Annotated in this window: 15 protein-coding genes, 1 tRNA gene and 1 pseudogene; 8 read left to right on the top strand and 9 right to left on the bottom strand. The window is 66.4% G+C overall.

The annotated features are described in order from the left end of the window. Positions 1–9: 9 nt before the first annotated feature. The 8 genes and pseudogenes from AC3ERT_RS10740 to AC3ERT_RS10705 all read right to left on the bottom strand — a co-directional run bounded on the left by AC3ERT_RS10740 (position 10) and on the right by AC3ERT_RS10705 (position 4,076). Positions 10–1,122 carry a radical SAM protein gene (locus tag AC3ERT_RS10740; protein WP_435173773.1) on the bottom strand — a complete coding sequence of 371 codons (1,113 nt, stop codon included), beginning with the start codon at positions 1,120–1,122 and terminating at the stop codon, positions 10–12. Next, the gene (locus tag AC3ERT_RS10735) at positions 1,119–1,685 is read right to left on the bottom strand and encodes a hypothetical protein (protein WP_435173772.1); all 567 of its coding nucleotides are present in this window, start codon (positions 1,683–1,685) and stop codon (positions 1,119–1,121) included. Before AC3ERT_RS10735 ends, AC3ERT_RS10740 begins: the two co-directional genes overlap by 4 nt. Before the next feature lie 22 nt (positions 1,686–1,707). Continuing rightward, entirely contained in the window at positions 1,708–1,944 is a 237-nt protein-coding gene (locus tag AC3ERT_RS10730; RefSeq protein ID WP_435173770.1) for a helix-turn-helix domain-containing protein, read from the bottom strand. A 235-nt stretch (positions 1,945–2,179) separates the two neighbouring features. Then, positions 2,180–2,329, bottom strand: coding sequence for a hypothetical protein (locus AC3ERT_RS10725; protein WP_435173769.1), 150 nt, complete (start codon positions 2,327–2,329; stop codon positions 2,180–2,182). 58 nt (positions 2,330–2,387) lie between these two features. Beyond that, a pseudogene (locus AC3ERT_RS10720) lies at positions 2,388–2,469 on the bottom strand. 432 nt (positions 2,470–2,901) lie between these two features. Continuing rightward, a tRNA-OTHER gene (locus AC3ERT_RS10715) sits at positions 2,902–3,004 on the bottom strand. Between the two features lie 194 nt (positions 3,005–3,198). After that, positions 3,199–3,576, bottom strand: a complete 378-nt coding sequence (locus AC3ERT_RS10710) for a hypothetical protein (protein ID WP_435173767.1) — start codon at positions 3,574–3,576, stop codon at positions 3,199–3,201. Next, the gene (locus AC3ERT_RS10705; protein ID WP_435173766.1) at positions 3,573–4,076 is read right to left on the bottom strand and encodes an ATP-binding protein; all 504 of its coding nucleotides are present in this window, start codon (positions 4,074–4,076) and stop codon (positions 3,573–3,575) included. Before AC3ERT_RS10705 ends, AC3ERT_RS10710 begins: the two co-directional genes overlap by 4 nt. Between AC3ERT_RS10705 and AC3ERT_RS10700 the strand changes: the two genes are divergently transcribed. Genes AC3ERT_RS10700 through AC3ERT_RS10690 form a run of 3 tightly spaced genes read left to right on the top strand, consistent with a single transcriptional unit; the run spans position 4,075 to position 6,020 of the window. Beyond that, positions 4,075–4,206 (top strand): hypothetical protein, encoded by a 132-nt coding sequence (locus tag AC3ERT_RS10700; protein ID WP_435173764.1) that lies wholly within the window; start codon positions 4,075–4,077, stop codon positions 4,204–4,206. The genes AC3ERT_RS10705 and AC3ERT_RS10700 overlap by 2 nt on opposite strands. Positions 4,207–4,251: 45 nt before the next feature. Further along, on the top strand, positions 4,252–5,487 hold the full coding sequence (locus AC3ERT_RS10695; protein WP_435173762.1) for a helix-turn-helix transcriptional regulator: 1,236 nt from the start codon (positions 4,252–4,254) through the stop codon (positions 5,485–5,487). After that, a complete protein-coding gene (locus tag AC3ERT_RS10690; protein ID WP_435173761.1) occupies positions 5,484–6,020 on the top strand; it encodes a GNAT family N-acetyltransferase in 537 nt (178 codons plus the stop codon). The genes AC3ERT_RS10695 and AC3ERT_RS10690 overlap by 4 nt, the downstream gene beginning before the upstream one ends. A 1,895-nt stretch (positions 6,021–7,915) precedes the next feature. Here the strand turns inward: AC3ERT_RS10690 and AC3ERT_RS10685 are convergent. After that, entirely contained in the window at positions 7,916–8,359 is a 444-nt protein-coding gene (locus tag AC3ERT_RS10685; RefSeq protein ID WP_435173759.1) for a GntR family transcriptional regulator, read from the bottom strand. 181 nt (positions 8,360–8,540) lie between these two features. On the opposite strand from AC3ERT_RS10685, the gene AC3ERT_RS10680 reads away from it, so the two are divergent. The 5 genes from AC3ERT_RS10680 to AC3ERT_RS10660 all read left to right on the top strand — a co-directional run bounded on the left by AC3ERT_RS10680 (position 8,541) and on the right by AC3ERT_RS10660 (position 12,877). Continuing rightward, complete coding sequence (locus tag AC3ERT_RS10680; RefSeq protein WP_435173757.1) at positions 8,541–8,933, top strand: hypothetical protein; 393 nt, start codon at positions 8,541–8,543, stop codon at positions 8,931–8,933. Beyond that, positions 8,930–9,151, top strand: coding sequence for a hypothetical protein (locus AC3ERT_RS10675; RefSeq protein ID WP_435173755.1), 222 nt, complete (start codon positions 8,930–8,932; stop codon positions 9,149–9,151). The genes AC3ERT_RS10680 and AC3ERT_RS10675 overlap by 4 nt, the downstream gene beginning before the upstream one ends. Then, positions 9,148–10,560, top strand: coding sequence for an FtsK/SpoIIIE domain-containing protein (locus AC3ERT_RS10670; RefSeq protein WP_435173754.1), 1,413 nt, complete (start codon positions 9,148–9,150; stop codon positions 10,558–10,560). Before AC3ERT_RS10675 ends, AC3ERT_RS10670 begins: the two co-directional genes overlap by 4 nt. 40 nt (positions 10,561–10,600) lie before the next feature. Next, positions 10,601–11,299 carry a DUF2637 domain-containing protein gene (locus tag AC3ERT_RS10665; protein ID WP_435173753.1) on the top strand — a complete coding sequence of 233 codons (699 nt, stop codon included), beginning with the start codon at positions 10,601–10,603 and terminating at the stop codon, positions 11,297–11,299. Positions 11,300–11,413: 114 nt separating this feature from the next. Further along, positions 11,414–12,877, top strand: coding sequence for a replication initiator (locus tag AC3ERT_RS10660; RefSeq protein ID WP_435173751.1), 1,464 nt, complete (start codon positions 11,414–11,416; stop codon positions 12,875–12,877). Positions 12,878–12,976: the final 99 nt, after the last annotated feature.

The raw sequence follows: 12,976 nt of genomic DNA, 5'->3' as shown, positions 1-12,976 counted from the left end.
GTGGTTCTCCTAGGTGAGCTTGCCGGACAGGTACGAGTCCAGCGCGGACGGTTCAACATATCCACGGTCCGGAGTGGTGAGTGGCATCGCGAGGTCGGGCCGCAGCACGCATCCGGACGCCTTGAGATCGGCGGTGATGCGGATGCCGCACCCCATCCAGCCCTCCAGGCAGGCGTCTTTGACGCGGCAGTCGCGGCAGACCGGCGCGGTGTGCTGAGTGCGCGGGTAGTTCAGATTCGTCTCGATCGAGGCGCCGCCGTTCAGCCACCACACCATGTTGACGCGGCCCGGCAGGCCGTACGTCCATACGGTGATCCGCTCGGTACGGTCGGCCCACAGGTGCGTGATCTCCTGCCACGAGATGTGGTTGCGGAGCCACTGGTCTTCCTGACCGGGCATCCACATCACGTCATACAGGCGCACGCGGAGTTTTCGCTTGTCGATCCAGTCCAGGAAGCCGGGAATGTCTTCGTGGAAGCCTCGAAGGATCACCCGGTTGACTGCGACCGGCAGGCCGATGCCGCCGGCCAGGTCGATGACCCGCAGGGCGTTGTCGAAGGCGTCCAGGCCCATGATGTCGGCGTACGCCTGCTTCTCGAATGCCTGGACGGACAGCACGATGTCGGACAGCCCAGCCGCCTGGAGACGCGGAAGCCAATCCAGCATCTTCAGACCGTGGCTGACGAGCGAGATCTTCTCGATGCCGTCGGCGCGCATCCCGGCGATGAACGTCACGAACTCGTCGTTCAGCCGCGGTTCGAGGCCGGCCAGCGTGACCTGTGTGATCCCCCTCTCGCGACGGAAACGCGCGACGACCTTCCGGGCCTCTGACAGGTCGGAGTCGTGGATGGCGTTGCGTTCCATGCCCTCGTTGTGACACCACATCGTGCCCTCGCCCGGGTACCCGCACCGCATCGCGCATGTGGACGTGGTCAGCACCCGAAGGTTCTGGAAGTGCGTCTCCGCGCGGATCTCCTCGACGGGGATGCCGGGGAATGCCGCGCGGATGTCGCCGACCGTCTGCAACGGCAGCGAGTGCAGCCGATCAACCACGTTGGTGGAAGGAGCGACTGATCCGTTGCCCTGAACCGGCAGGAGGGGGAGCATGCGGCGCGGGCTCATCGGATCGGCTCCTTCGTCCAGAGGCCACACAGGCCGTCGCCGGGAGTGCCGTAGAAGGTGTGTGTCGTGACGTAGATGCCCCAGCCCTCCAACTGCTCACGGTTGATCGCGTGCACGTGGTCCTCATCCATGGCGAGGACATCGACCACGTCAGCGTTCGGGGTGGTCAGCACGAAGCCGCGATCGGCGTACGCCTTCATCAGGTCGACCAGACCTTGCGGGTTCTGAAGGTGCTCCAGGATTTCGAGCGCCGCGAACCAGTCCGGACGGCGTCGGGGCGTCCAGGTCTCCAGATCCGTTCCGTCGATCCAGCCGTCCACCGGGGCGTACCGGCCGCGCCACCCGTGCTCGGTGCGCAGGCAGTAGTCCAACTCAGTGCCGCCCGCGCCGAGATCCATCAGAATGTCACGGTCACAAAAACCGCCTCGGTGGAGTCGGTCAGCGGCAACCTGATAGCGCGCTTTCCGTTCGCTGTACGGGCGCCGGTCGACGCGGATGTATGCCGAGCAGCGCTCCATGAGCTGCTGCTCGGATGCGGATAAAAGCGGGTCTTTGTCTAACAACGTAGTCCCCTCCTCGCGGTCCTTAGTTCGATGCTGCCTTTCTACTGTCGCGCCGGTACCCGCCGCGACGACGGAAAACCACCCCCGACTCCTTCAGTAAGCGATGTATGGCCCCGTAAGAACGCCCGGTCTCCTCGGCGAGCTCACGAAGATCGGTGCCGGCTTCGTACTTTTTCTTGAGATCGGCGGCAAGCGTCTGGCGCTTTTCGCCGATGACCTGGCTGCCCTTGTTGAAGGTTGGCAGGGAAAGCTCGTTCACAGTGCGATTTTTTTCCTTTTACGCAATGGGGCACGGTTGGATGACACCGCCACCGTCGCCCAGCACGAGCGACGGTGGCGGTGTGGACCCGCCTCCGCGAGCCACACGGAATGTGGGAGAGCCGTGATTGGCAGTGCACGGAGGCGGGAGTTTCAGGGGTTCCCCGGCCGCTTTGGCGGCGTACGCGGTATCGGATCTGGCTGCGGCGCGGGGTAACCGGGCGTGTCCTTGCTGCTCACTTCTTCCGGCGATCCTGCCGCGCAGCCTCGCGGCGCTCCTGGCGGTTCCCGTTGGGGTCCGCGTAGATTCGGACTTCCTTCGCCTTGGGGCTGTGCATGGCGTCGCCGACGGGTGCGGGCTTCTGGCTGCCGCCCTTTTTGCTCATTGATCTTCCTCTACTTGATATGGCTCTTAGGCCGTTGCGGTCGTTGATGGGTGTTGCGTTCCCTTGCCCGGACTCGAACCGGGGTCGCGGGCCTCTTTCACAGGGGTAGGTCCGGCTCTTCCTGACTGAGCTACAAGGGATGGGCGGTGGACGGTCAGTCGTAGAGGTCCCAGCTGTGCGCACCCCAGTGGGATTGGAATTCTGAACAGAAATCCTCCCCATTGGTGGCCGGGCAGTCGGGGAGTAGGACGGCGGCCTGCGGTGCGCTATCGCCCCGCCATAGAGCCCATATCGTGCCTGCTTGCGGGCCCCGCAGGTTCAGCACGACGCCGTGGTGTACGGACCGGTGCGGGTGCCTTTCGAGCGTGCAGATCAGGGTGTCGAGGAGGTCGTCTTCTGTGTATCGACTGTTCGCTCCCTGGGCGCCTCGGGCAAGGTTGAGCACTGTTGGCGCCAGGGCTTCCGGGACCAATGTGCGTTGGCCGCAGATCGGTCGTTGCGTTTGCGGTACGGGCATTGATTCTCCCCATGCCCTCAATGGGCGGCGGCTCCTGAGTGTTGTTGCGAATTCGTCCCCTTGCCCGGACTCGAACCGGGGTCTCCGAGCACCTGAATTACCTTGATCTGGATTGAGGCTCAGGCGCGTCGGGCTCTTCCTGACTGAGGTACAAGGGGTTGGGTTCTCCACCCCCGCCGCCGCGGGGGGTGGGTCGCACCTCTTCCTCCGGACCGAGGGATGGTAGAGAGAGGAAGAGGCTGCGACGGGGGTGGAGATGTGGCCTTCCCTGGCCGACCGTCTCCGTAGGAAGGCCGGGGAAGGGTGGTGTCCCACCGTCGCCGTGGCACAAGCGACGGTGGGGGCTCTGGGGTTACGGAGGGGCCGGGGACTTCACGGCTTCATCGGCGAGATCGAGGACGGCAATGGCCAAGCGTCGGGTGTAGCCCAGTGCGTCCGCGTCGGATGCGGGGCGCTGTTCCAGCAGCAGTGCGCGGGTGAGGTGGAAATGTCCAGGGCTGGGCGTGGCAAGGTGCAGCATCGCGCGGAGCGTGGAGTGCAAGCTCCCCGACCTGTCGGCGACCTGTTGGTCCGTCAGGTCGGTGTGCGGGTCCAGAACCTCGTCCAGCTCGTCAAGGATCGAGTCCAGGTCGCCGTAGATGTCCGCACTGAGGCTTGCGCGCAGTGCCGTACTCAAGCGGACCAGCGTGTCCGGAGTGGTGCTGACTGCAAGTACCGGCGGCATGGTCATGCGCTCACCGCCTCACTGGCGCCCCGGGATAACCAGCCGAGCGCCAGGCGGCGGCGGTAGGAAGCGGGGAGAGGCAGGGCCGCCCAGACGATCTTTCCTTCGGGTGCCACGCCGGCCACGCCCCACTGTCCCTCCGTCAGCCCGGCAACCAGCAGGAGCCCACGACCGCTCTCCGCCTCGGCCGAGGGCGGTCGGAGTACGGGACGCTTGGCACTCTGGTCCCACACCCCGATGTGGAGTCGGGTGTTCGCCACCCAGAGGGTCAAAGCGCACTGGGGGACGGGAGGCTGTCCGCCGTCTTTCTTGAACGGTATGGCGGCCTGGCCGGCGTGCCGGACGGCGTTGGTCACCAGCTCACAGACGACCGTCTCAGCGTCAAAGGACACCTCCTCGGGCATCTGCCATTTCTGCAAGACGTCCTGGGTGTGGCTCCGAGCAAAGTGGACGGCGGAAGGCTCGCAGGCCAGGTCCAACCTGCATTGAAGGACGCTGGGGGTCATGATCACACCTTTCGCCGACTCTCCGTTCTCCATCTGTGCCGAGACCAGTGAAGAACTCGTCGCCTCCCAGCAACAGGAAGGACCGGAGGTTGCATCGCAGGGGGGACCGGAAGACTTTGCGTTCTCGTGACCCTGGCGCTGGTGCTGGACGTGGCGGTGACGTTACGTTCGGCGCATGGAAGTGAACTCCATCCTGAAGCGGCGCATGCGTGAACTAGGCTTGACTCAGGACGAGTTGGCCGAGCAGATGTGCGTGGCGTTGAGAGAGATCACCGGTCGGCAAGGGGCCGTCTCAGATCGCACCGTCCGCAACCTTCTGAGCGGTCGCACTAAACGGCCCAGCGGACGAACCCGCGTGGCCTTGGAGCATGTGTTCGGATGCCCCGTCGAAGACTTAGGGTTCCGCCCGCCTCGCTCCACCGCGCAGAAGGAGGATGATGTGCTTCGTCGCACTTTCGTGATGTCGGCGGCGGGTGCGGTCATGCCCCCCGACCTCACGGCTCCGCGCCGAGTTGGGAGTAGCGACGTGCGGCGTCTGGAGGTCAAGTTCGCCGCAATCCTTGACCAAGATCACAAGTACGGCGGGCTAGTCAGCACCGAGACACACGCATCCGCCTTGGCGGGTGAGGCGCTGTCCCTCCTGCAAAGAGGTACTTCCAGCCAACGGGTCAGAAGTAATCTCTACGCCTGTGCTGCTTCGTTTACGTCCAGCGCTCTTTGGGCCGCCATTGATGGGCGCCGATTCAATGAGGCTCAGCGTTATCTTGATCGGGCTTCGACGCTTGCTGCGATGTCCGGGGATGCTTCAATTCAATTCCGTATCTGGTCTCACGCTGGGAGTTTGTATCGACACCTCGGGCGACCCATTGACGCATTGGCGGCAAATGATGTCGCACGGGGCCTGCCGATTGCGCGCCGCGACCCGATGTTTGCTTCTCTCGGGCATGCGCGACACGCGGCGATCCTCGGCCTCACAAGAGATTCTGTTGCAGTGGAAAGGTCTATTGGCCGAGCGCAATCCGCTTACGCTAATGCCGACTTGGAATCCCCTCGGCCGGCCTGGATGCAAGCATTTTTCGATCAGGCCGAAATTGAGAGCCTTGCTCTGACGGCGCATCTTTCTCTGGGAAATTTTGCAGTGGCGGAGTCTCATGCTCACCGCAGCATCTCGCTGCTCAGACCCCACATGGTTCGAAGCAGGGCCATTGCGACGGCTCGATTGGCGCACGCCCAACTTGGGCAAGGCGAAATTGAGGCTGCGGCGACAACGGCCATGAGTACCGGGTCATCCCATCCACGCGTTACTCGGATGCTGGATCTCTTCGGGAGTAGACTACGCCTCGTCGCTCCGCACAGTAGCGTGTTGGAACTGTGGAATGAATATATCGAACGCCGAAGGGATGATTTGTGAAATCTGCCGGAGTTGAACTTCGCCGATTCGGCAACCTGGATGATATTTGGAACACTCTGATCGAGGTGTACGCCGAAGTTCGCGCCGATCGTCTCCATGATCCACACTATTCTGTCGAGCGCTACGGGGAGCGTCTCGCGCGGCACGGCTCCGAGGCAGGGTTTGAAGCTGTCGTCGGGTATGACGGAAATGAGGCGGTCGGATACGCATACGGAAATTCGATTGAGAGCGGTGACCGATTCTGGGAGCGGATCACGAGCGCTCTTCCGGAGACTGTGACGACTACGCCGACTCTGGCCCTCAAAGAGATCATGGTCCGCGTGCCGTGGCGTAAGACGGGAACTTCTCGCCGAATCCACGACACGCTTCTTGCTGAGCGGCGCGAAACTCAGGCGGCGCTCATGGTGAATCCGCTTGCTGGGAACGGAAAGGTGCACGCCCTGTACGAGTCATGGGGGTACGCCGATATCGGCGAGAGTCAGCCGTCGCCGGACTCGCCCGTCTTGATGGCGATGGTGCGTAGCATCGGTTAGTCCATCTCCCGGGCGGTAACAACTGAATTCTTGATCACCGGCCCACCTCTTCAAGCGGGCCGTCTTGGCATGTCCGGACCCTGGCCACGGAAAGTGAGCCAGGGCGGTGGGTTGGCCGGGTGGGGTGGTGCGCGTGTGTCTCGCTGTGCCCCCGCTCGGCTCAGCCACGCTTCGTGGTTTGTGGTCGTGGCTTGGCGTGGTGGCGCGGTGGCTGTGTTCGGGTGGCTGCGGTCGTGCCGTGCCGTGTTTGTCGGCTGGTGCCGGGCGGGGTGTCGTGTGTGGTGTTGGCCTGGTGCTGGTTGGGTGTCTGTGCGGGGTTGTGGGTTGTCCGCTGTCGTTGTTGTTGCGCGCTGAGCGGTGGGGGCCGGCGTGAGCGGGGCGGTAGACAGGAGCGGCGGCGGCCCTGGCCGCCAGCGCGCGGCGGTCCGCGTAGCGGGCCGCCCTTGATCCAGTAAAGAAACTTTGAACAGCGCTTCGGCCGTGCGGCGTTGACGGCTGCCGCTGCTGCGCGCCTGGCGGTCTGGGCATGGCGTGGGCTCGGAGCGCTGCCGGTCCGGGTTGCTGCTGGCGTGCTGCTTGCCGGTGCTGCGTAGTTACGGGCGCGTGGCGTGGGGTGAGGTGTGGGGTCGGAACATCACTGCTCCGGGCGGGCAAGCGGCATGTCCCGGGTGGGGCCTGCGCGGATGCGCCCTCTGACCTGCATCAGTGATGTCGGGGAAGCGGCATGGGGGACATCACTGGAGTGCGTTGCCGAACTGTGATGCGCACCCCCCGGTTTCAGTGACCTTTTCAGTGATGTCGGCGTGCTGCCGTGTTCGGCGTTGGTCATCGACTGCCGAGCGGTCCGCAGGGTTGCCACCGTCCAGGCCCGAAGTTTTTCCGTTCTCGTGTCACACGGAGCCGTCTGCGGAGACCTGTAGCAGGTGAACAGCTCGGTTCTCACGACGCGCAGGAGGTTCGTACGGATGTGGTGTGTTTTGACAGTTTCCGTTCCGGTGGTGGCGGGGCGCTGTCCACAGGGTGGGGATTTGAGGATGGGTCCGCCGGTCGGCCGCTCGGCCCGTGCCGCGGGCGGTCGGGTTCCCGCTGGACGGAACGCGGGAGCGCTCGGCGTCCCGACCCATGAGGCCGGGGGCTGTCTTGGGGCGGTTCCTCGCTTGGGGGCGCCGAGGATGGCGGTACGTCAGGAGGTGTCGGTGCGGTGGCGAAAGGGAGCGGACATGACCGGCGCGGTGTGTGAGGTGTGTCACGGCAGTTTTGTACGGGGGGTGTCCCAGAGGCAGTCAGAGGGTTTCAGAGGAAATCACTGCGTCTCACTGCGTATTGGGTATCGGTGGCGCGTGAATCTTCGGCGTTTGGTGCGTCCGGGATTCGGGTCTACAGTCCGGTCACCGGCGGGCCGCGAGTGTGGCGGGAGAAGGGAGATCGAGCCGCGCCCGGGGGTGGATAACACGGAAAGTACCGTCAGGCAAAACGCGTTTTCTGTGGATGCTTGTAGACGTCGCCGGAGCAGCCTGCGGCAGTGCGTGACATGGATGGACGAGAAGGGGGAGGTGGCTTCGGTGGGCGGTCCGGCTCTGGTGACGCACGGCTGTAGCGGGCAGGGCGGGGCGGGTTGTCGCGTGGGGCTGCCGCATAGCACGAGATCACGTATTTCCGTAACCGGCGATGCCCCGGAGTCTTGGACGTCCCGCCGGGATCGCTCGGCGACGGATGCGACGAGGGGCGGCACGGAATGGAACGCGTGGGATGGCGTGATCGGCAGTGCACGACGGGAGCGGCGGATATGAACGCGCGGGACGTTGGCGAACTCTCCCGGCGCCTGGCCGGGCTCAGTGAGCAAATCGCCGATCTGCAAGACCGCGCTGACGCACTGGTAGCCGCCCTGACAGCCGCTACTTCCCGTCCGGTCCAAGCAACTGCTGAACCAGCGTCAGCAACTTCTCCTGCGTCTGCTGAAGCGTGCTGAGTTGTTCCTCCACCAGGGCCACCCGCGCTTTGAGTTCCTTGACGGCCTCGCCTTCGTCCCGCCCGCCGGCCTCACCAGATCCGGCGGAGCGGGGCGACGAGGCCGCACGGCTGCCGCTGGTGGTCGGCCCGGTGGCGTTCTGGCGTACGAAGCTGCCGCGCCCCTGGACGGAGTAGATCAGCCCTTCGGACTTCAGCATCCGGAGCGCGTTCTGAACGGTGGAGCTGGCGATGCCGTAGCGGTCTTGCAGGTCACGCGCTGACGGCAGCTTGTCGCCGGGCTTGAGCCTCCCGCTGGTGATCTCACCGCGCAGTACCGCGGCGGCCTGCACGTAGGGCGGCCTTGGGTCCTCTTCGAGCGGCAGCGTCATGACCGCAGGATAGCGGCGCCCCCGCATGGATGGCACAGGCGCGCTACCCCTGTGACCCATCTGTAGCGCGACGCACGCGTGTATCGGTGTTGCGCATGTGCGGGTGTAGCGCTACAGTCTTCCGGTATCGCCAACCGGCGGTCCGGCAATCAAGAAGGAGAAACACGAGATGGCAAACGCAATGGCACGTGTGCAGGTGGACGGCTCGCTGTTCCTGGTGGCGCTTCCGGCGGCGCCGAAGATGCGGCAGAGCGACGACGGGAGTCCTGCGGTGCAGGTGTTCAACTCCGTCACGGCTGAGGCCATGGCGGTGATCTCGCTGACCGAGGTGTCCGACGGGCGCGCGCAGGTCATCAAGATCACCGTTCCGGAGTCCCAGGTTCCCCAGGGTGCGGTGCCGGGAACGCAGGTGCGGCCGGTGGGCCTGGTCTGCTCCCCGTGGGGCACCCCGGGGTTCAACGGGCAGATCAACACCGGCCTGTCCTACCGGGCCGAGCGCATCGAACTCCACACCGCCCCCGCCCCGGCTTCGGCCGGACAGGCCCAGCCCAAGGGCTCGGAGGCGCAGAAGTGACCGGCGAGCACCAGCGGTTCTCCTTCGGCCCGCCTCGGGCGTATCCGCTCACGGTCACGGGCCCCGATGAGCGGTTCAGCGAACAGCTCGTGAAGTCCATGGCGGCCTTGCTGGTCGCTCACGGCTACCCGCCGTTGGACAACCCCTACGACTGGGCGAACTTCGAAACGGCGCTGGCCGGGTTCCTGTTCCACGACAACCGGGAGGAAACGCCGTGAACCCCGAAAGCATCGAACGGGACTGGCTGGTGCTGGCGGTGGCCTGCGCGGTCGGACTGCTCGCCTGGTGGGTGTTCGTGGTCGTGCGCTACCTGCGGGCCGACACCCACACGCGGGCCAGCATCCGTCAGGCGCACCGCATCCGCCGCAGGTGGCGGCGCCTGGCCCCCATGGCGGGCCTGTCGGTCACCGACAAGACCCCCACCTTCCTCGCCTCCTTGCAGACCAAGGAGGGACAGACGCCCAAGCCCCGCGTGCTGACGCCGAAGGTGTCCACGACACCGGACCGGTTCGGCGTCATCGTGGACGCCACCTGCCTGCCCAAGGTGGGCCTGGCCGAGTACACCAAAGCCGCCCCCTACCTCGCCGACGCATGGGGAGCGGTCCGCATATCGGTCCTGCCCAACGGGCCCGGCAAGGTCCGCATGCGGGCGGTGCGCACCGACCCCATCACCGTGCCCACCACCTTCCGCCCCGACGGCAAGCAGCCGCCCGACGTGAGCGTGTGGGATCTCGGGGTGGACGAGTACGCCGAACCGGTCGCGTTGCGCATGGCCAACATCCCCGGAATGACGGTGGCCGGGCTGCCCGGCTACGGCAAGACGTCGCTGATCGCCCGCCTGTTCTGTGCGCTGGCACCCTCCGGGGCGGTGCAATTCGCCGTCGCGGACGGCAAGGTCACCTCTGCGGGCGAGGGCGACTACGCCGACATCGTCAAGCGGTGCTTCGCGTTCGTCGGGGACGACCTGGAAGAGGCCAACGCGCTGTTCAAGCGGCTGGTGGACCTGCGGCGGCGCCGTTCCACCAGCATCCGCCGGCTGCTGGGGCGGCCCAACATGTGGCACGGCGGCCCCACCACCTCGTGGCCGCTGGTCGTACTCGTCATCGACGAGGCACACACCTACTTCCGCGACTACAAGGGCAGTGACCAGAAGACGAAGCAGCTCGCCGCGCTGGCCTCGGAGAACGCCCGGCTCGTGGAAGACCTGGTGAAGAAGGGCCGCAGTGTCGGAGTCGTGGTCATCCTGGCCACGCAGAAGGCGACCGGCGACGCGATCCCCACGTTCATCCGGGACGTGTGCCCGGTCGGGATGTCCTTCGCGCAGAAGACCGCCGACGCCGCCGTTGCCGCCCTCGGGGAGGACATCCGCAACTGGCCCGACGCCGACCCGGTCGCCCTGCAAGACCCCCTCTACGTCGGCGTGGCCTCCATGTCGGTCGCGGGGCGCCCCGGCTTCACCCGCGTCCGCACGCCCCTCGTCCACCCCGACGACGTCGCGCACACCGCCGAAACCACCGCACACCTCACCGCCGACCCCGCCCAGCTCCTCGACCACCACCCCATCCCCTCGCCCCGACTGACCAAGCGGCCCGGTGGTCCCACCCGCCCGCGCAACCGTGCCCGATAACCCACCGGCAACCCACCCACAAGAAGGGAGAACACCCGCGATGGCCGCCCGCTCCGACACCCTGACGCAAGCCACCGTCACCGCCGTGATGGCGGTCATCGCCACGCTCGCCTTCACCTTCTCCTTCGGGAACGTCTGGGCCCTCGCACTCCGCCTTGGCATCGCCCACCCCATCGCCCCCCTGATCGCCCCCATGGTGGACCTGTCCGTCATCGGCCTCCTGGTCGCCCTGCGCCGCCTCACCCTCCAAGGCGTCCCCGCCCGCGAACTGCGCCCGGCCACCCGGCTGATGCACCTGTGCGGCCTGCTCACCCTCGCCCTGAACACCGCCGAACCCCTCACCGTGCGCCACTACGGACGCGCCGCCCTCGACACCGTCGCGCCCCTGCTCCTGCTCGGCTGGGGCAAAGTCGGCCCCCTCCTCCTCGGCCACTTCCACACCACCCACCCAGAGCCAACACCCCCACCCGCACCGGCCGCTGAAACGGCCACCCCGGTAGCAGCACCCGACACGACTGCACCCGACCCCTCAAGATTCCCCGCCGCGCCCCCGCCGACCGCGTCACCCGCGCATCCGGGGCCGCGTCCGCTGCCCGCCCCGCTCATCCACGCCGGACGCCAGATCGCCGACGCACACCGCAGCGAACACGCCCGCGCCATCACCGCCCCCGAGCTGGCCGCGCGCCTGCGCATCACCCCTCACCTGGCCACCACCCTGGCCGCCCACCTCGACGGCTGAACCGCCCTGCCGCACCCCCTGGGAAGTCCCGGCCAGGGGCACCCCTGCCCACACCGCCTCTGGCCGGGACTCCATCCCCGCACGCCCTCAACCGCCCTGGAAGGACCCGCCGCGATGACCGCCCCCGCCCTGACCCCGGGCCTTCGTGACCTGCTAGCGCTGGCCGCCGACCCCGGCTTCCCCCAGGTACAGCAGCAAATCGAACGCCTCCAAGGCTGCACCCAACCCGTCCAGCTCACCGGCTACAGCGCCACCCTCAATGCCGACACCGGAGAAGCCCTCCACGTCTTCACCACCCTCGACCACCCCACCGGACGCCTCCTCATCGCATGCGGCAACCGCCGTGCTTCACGTTGTGCCGCCTGCTCGCGTACCTACGCCGCCGACACCTTTCACCTGATCAAGGCCGGACTCACCGGCGGCAAGGGCACCCCTGACGCCGTCGAAGATCACCCCCGGGTCTTCGTCACCCTCACCGCGCCCTCCTTCGGCGCCGTCCACAACTACGACAAGAACAGCCGAGGAACCCGCCTCACCTGCACCTGCGGCCGCCGCCACACTCCCGATGACCCCGCCCTGGGCACCCCGGTCAATCCCCGCACCTACGACTACGCGGGCGCAGTGCTGTGGAACGCCCACGCCTCCGCCCTATGGGCCCGCTTCACCACCTATCTGCGCCGCCAGATCGCCGCCGAACTCAAACTGAAGAACGTTGCCGCACTGAACAAGGTGCTGCGAATCTCCTTCGCCAAGGTTGCCGAGTACCAAAAGCGCGGCCTGATCCACTACCACGCCATCATCCGTCTCGACGGCCCCGAAGGCGGTACCGAGTCCCCGCCGGCCAACGCCACCACGGATGTCCTCACCGACGCCATCGCACCGGCGGTCAAGGCCGTCACCGTCGCCCTGGAAGACGACGCGACCGTGGGACGGCATGTCTTCCGCTTCGGCGAACAGATCCGCATCCGGCCCATGAGCACCGACTCGGACAAGCTCACCGGCCACAAGGTCGCCGCCTACGTAGCCAAGTACGTCACCAAAGGCGCCGAAGACACCGGCACCGTAGACCGAACCGTCACCTGCCCCCACTGCAAAGGGCGCGGCTTCCGCACCACACCCACCGGCCGCGCCGACTGCGTCGCATGCGACAGCACCGGAGAAGGCTTCCCCGTACGTCACCTCGTCGTCCAGCAGCACATCCGCCAGATCATCCGCACCGCATGGGACCTCGGCGGCTCACCCGCACTCGCCCACCTCAACCTCCGCAAGTGGGCCCACATGCTCGGGTTCCGGGGCCACTTCTCCACCAAGTCCCGCCACTACTCCACCACCCTCGGCGCGCTTCGCGACACCCGTCGTCAGTGGCGCACCAAGGCTGCCCACGAACGCATCCTCGCCGCCCTCCCCGACCACGAACGGGAACACACGACCCTCGTCACCGAATCCGCCTGGCAGTACCTCGGTCTCGGCTACGCCCCCGGAGAAGAACTACTTGCCGCGATCATCCGCGAGAGCCTGCGATTGGCTGAGGGGAGGACCCATGAGGCCAGTAGCGGCGCAGACATCGCCCCTTGTTGAACCCGGTCGTGGCAGCAAAGCCAGCGGCCTCAAGGTCTTCGTGTATCGCGTTGGTCGTGATGGAAACAAGACGCTCGTCCGCGTCAAGGAGTGAACGCA

It is taken from the genome of Actinacidiphila sp. bgisy145, assembly GCF_057708125.1.
Note: the sequence above shows the minus strand (reverse complement) of the source record. Positions and strands in the feature narration are given on the sequence as shown.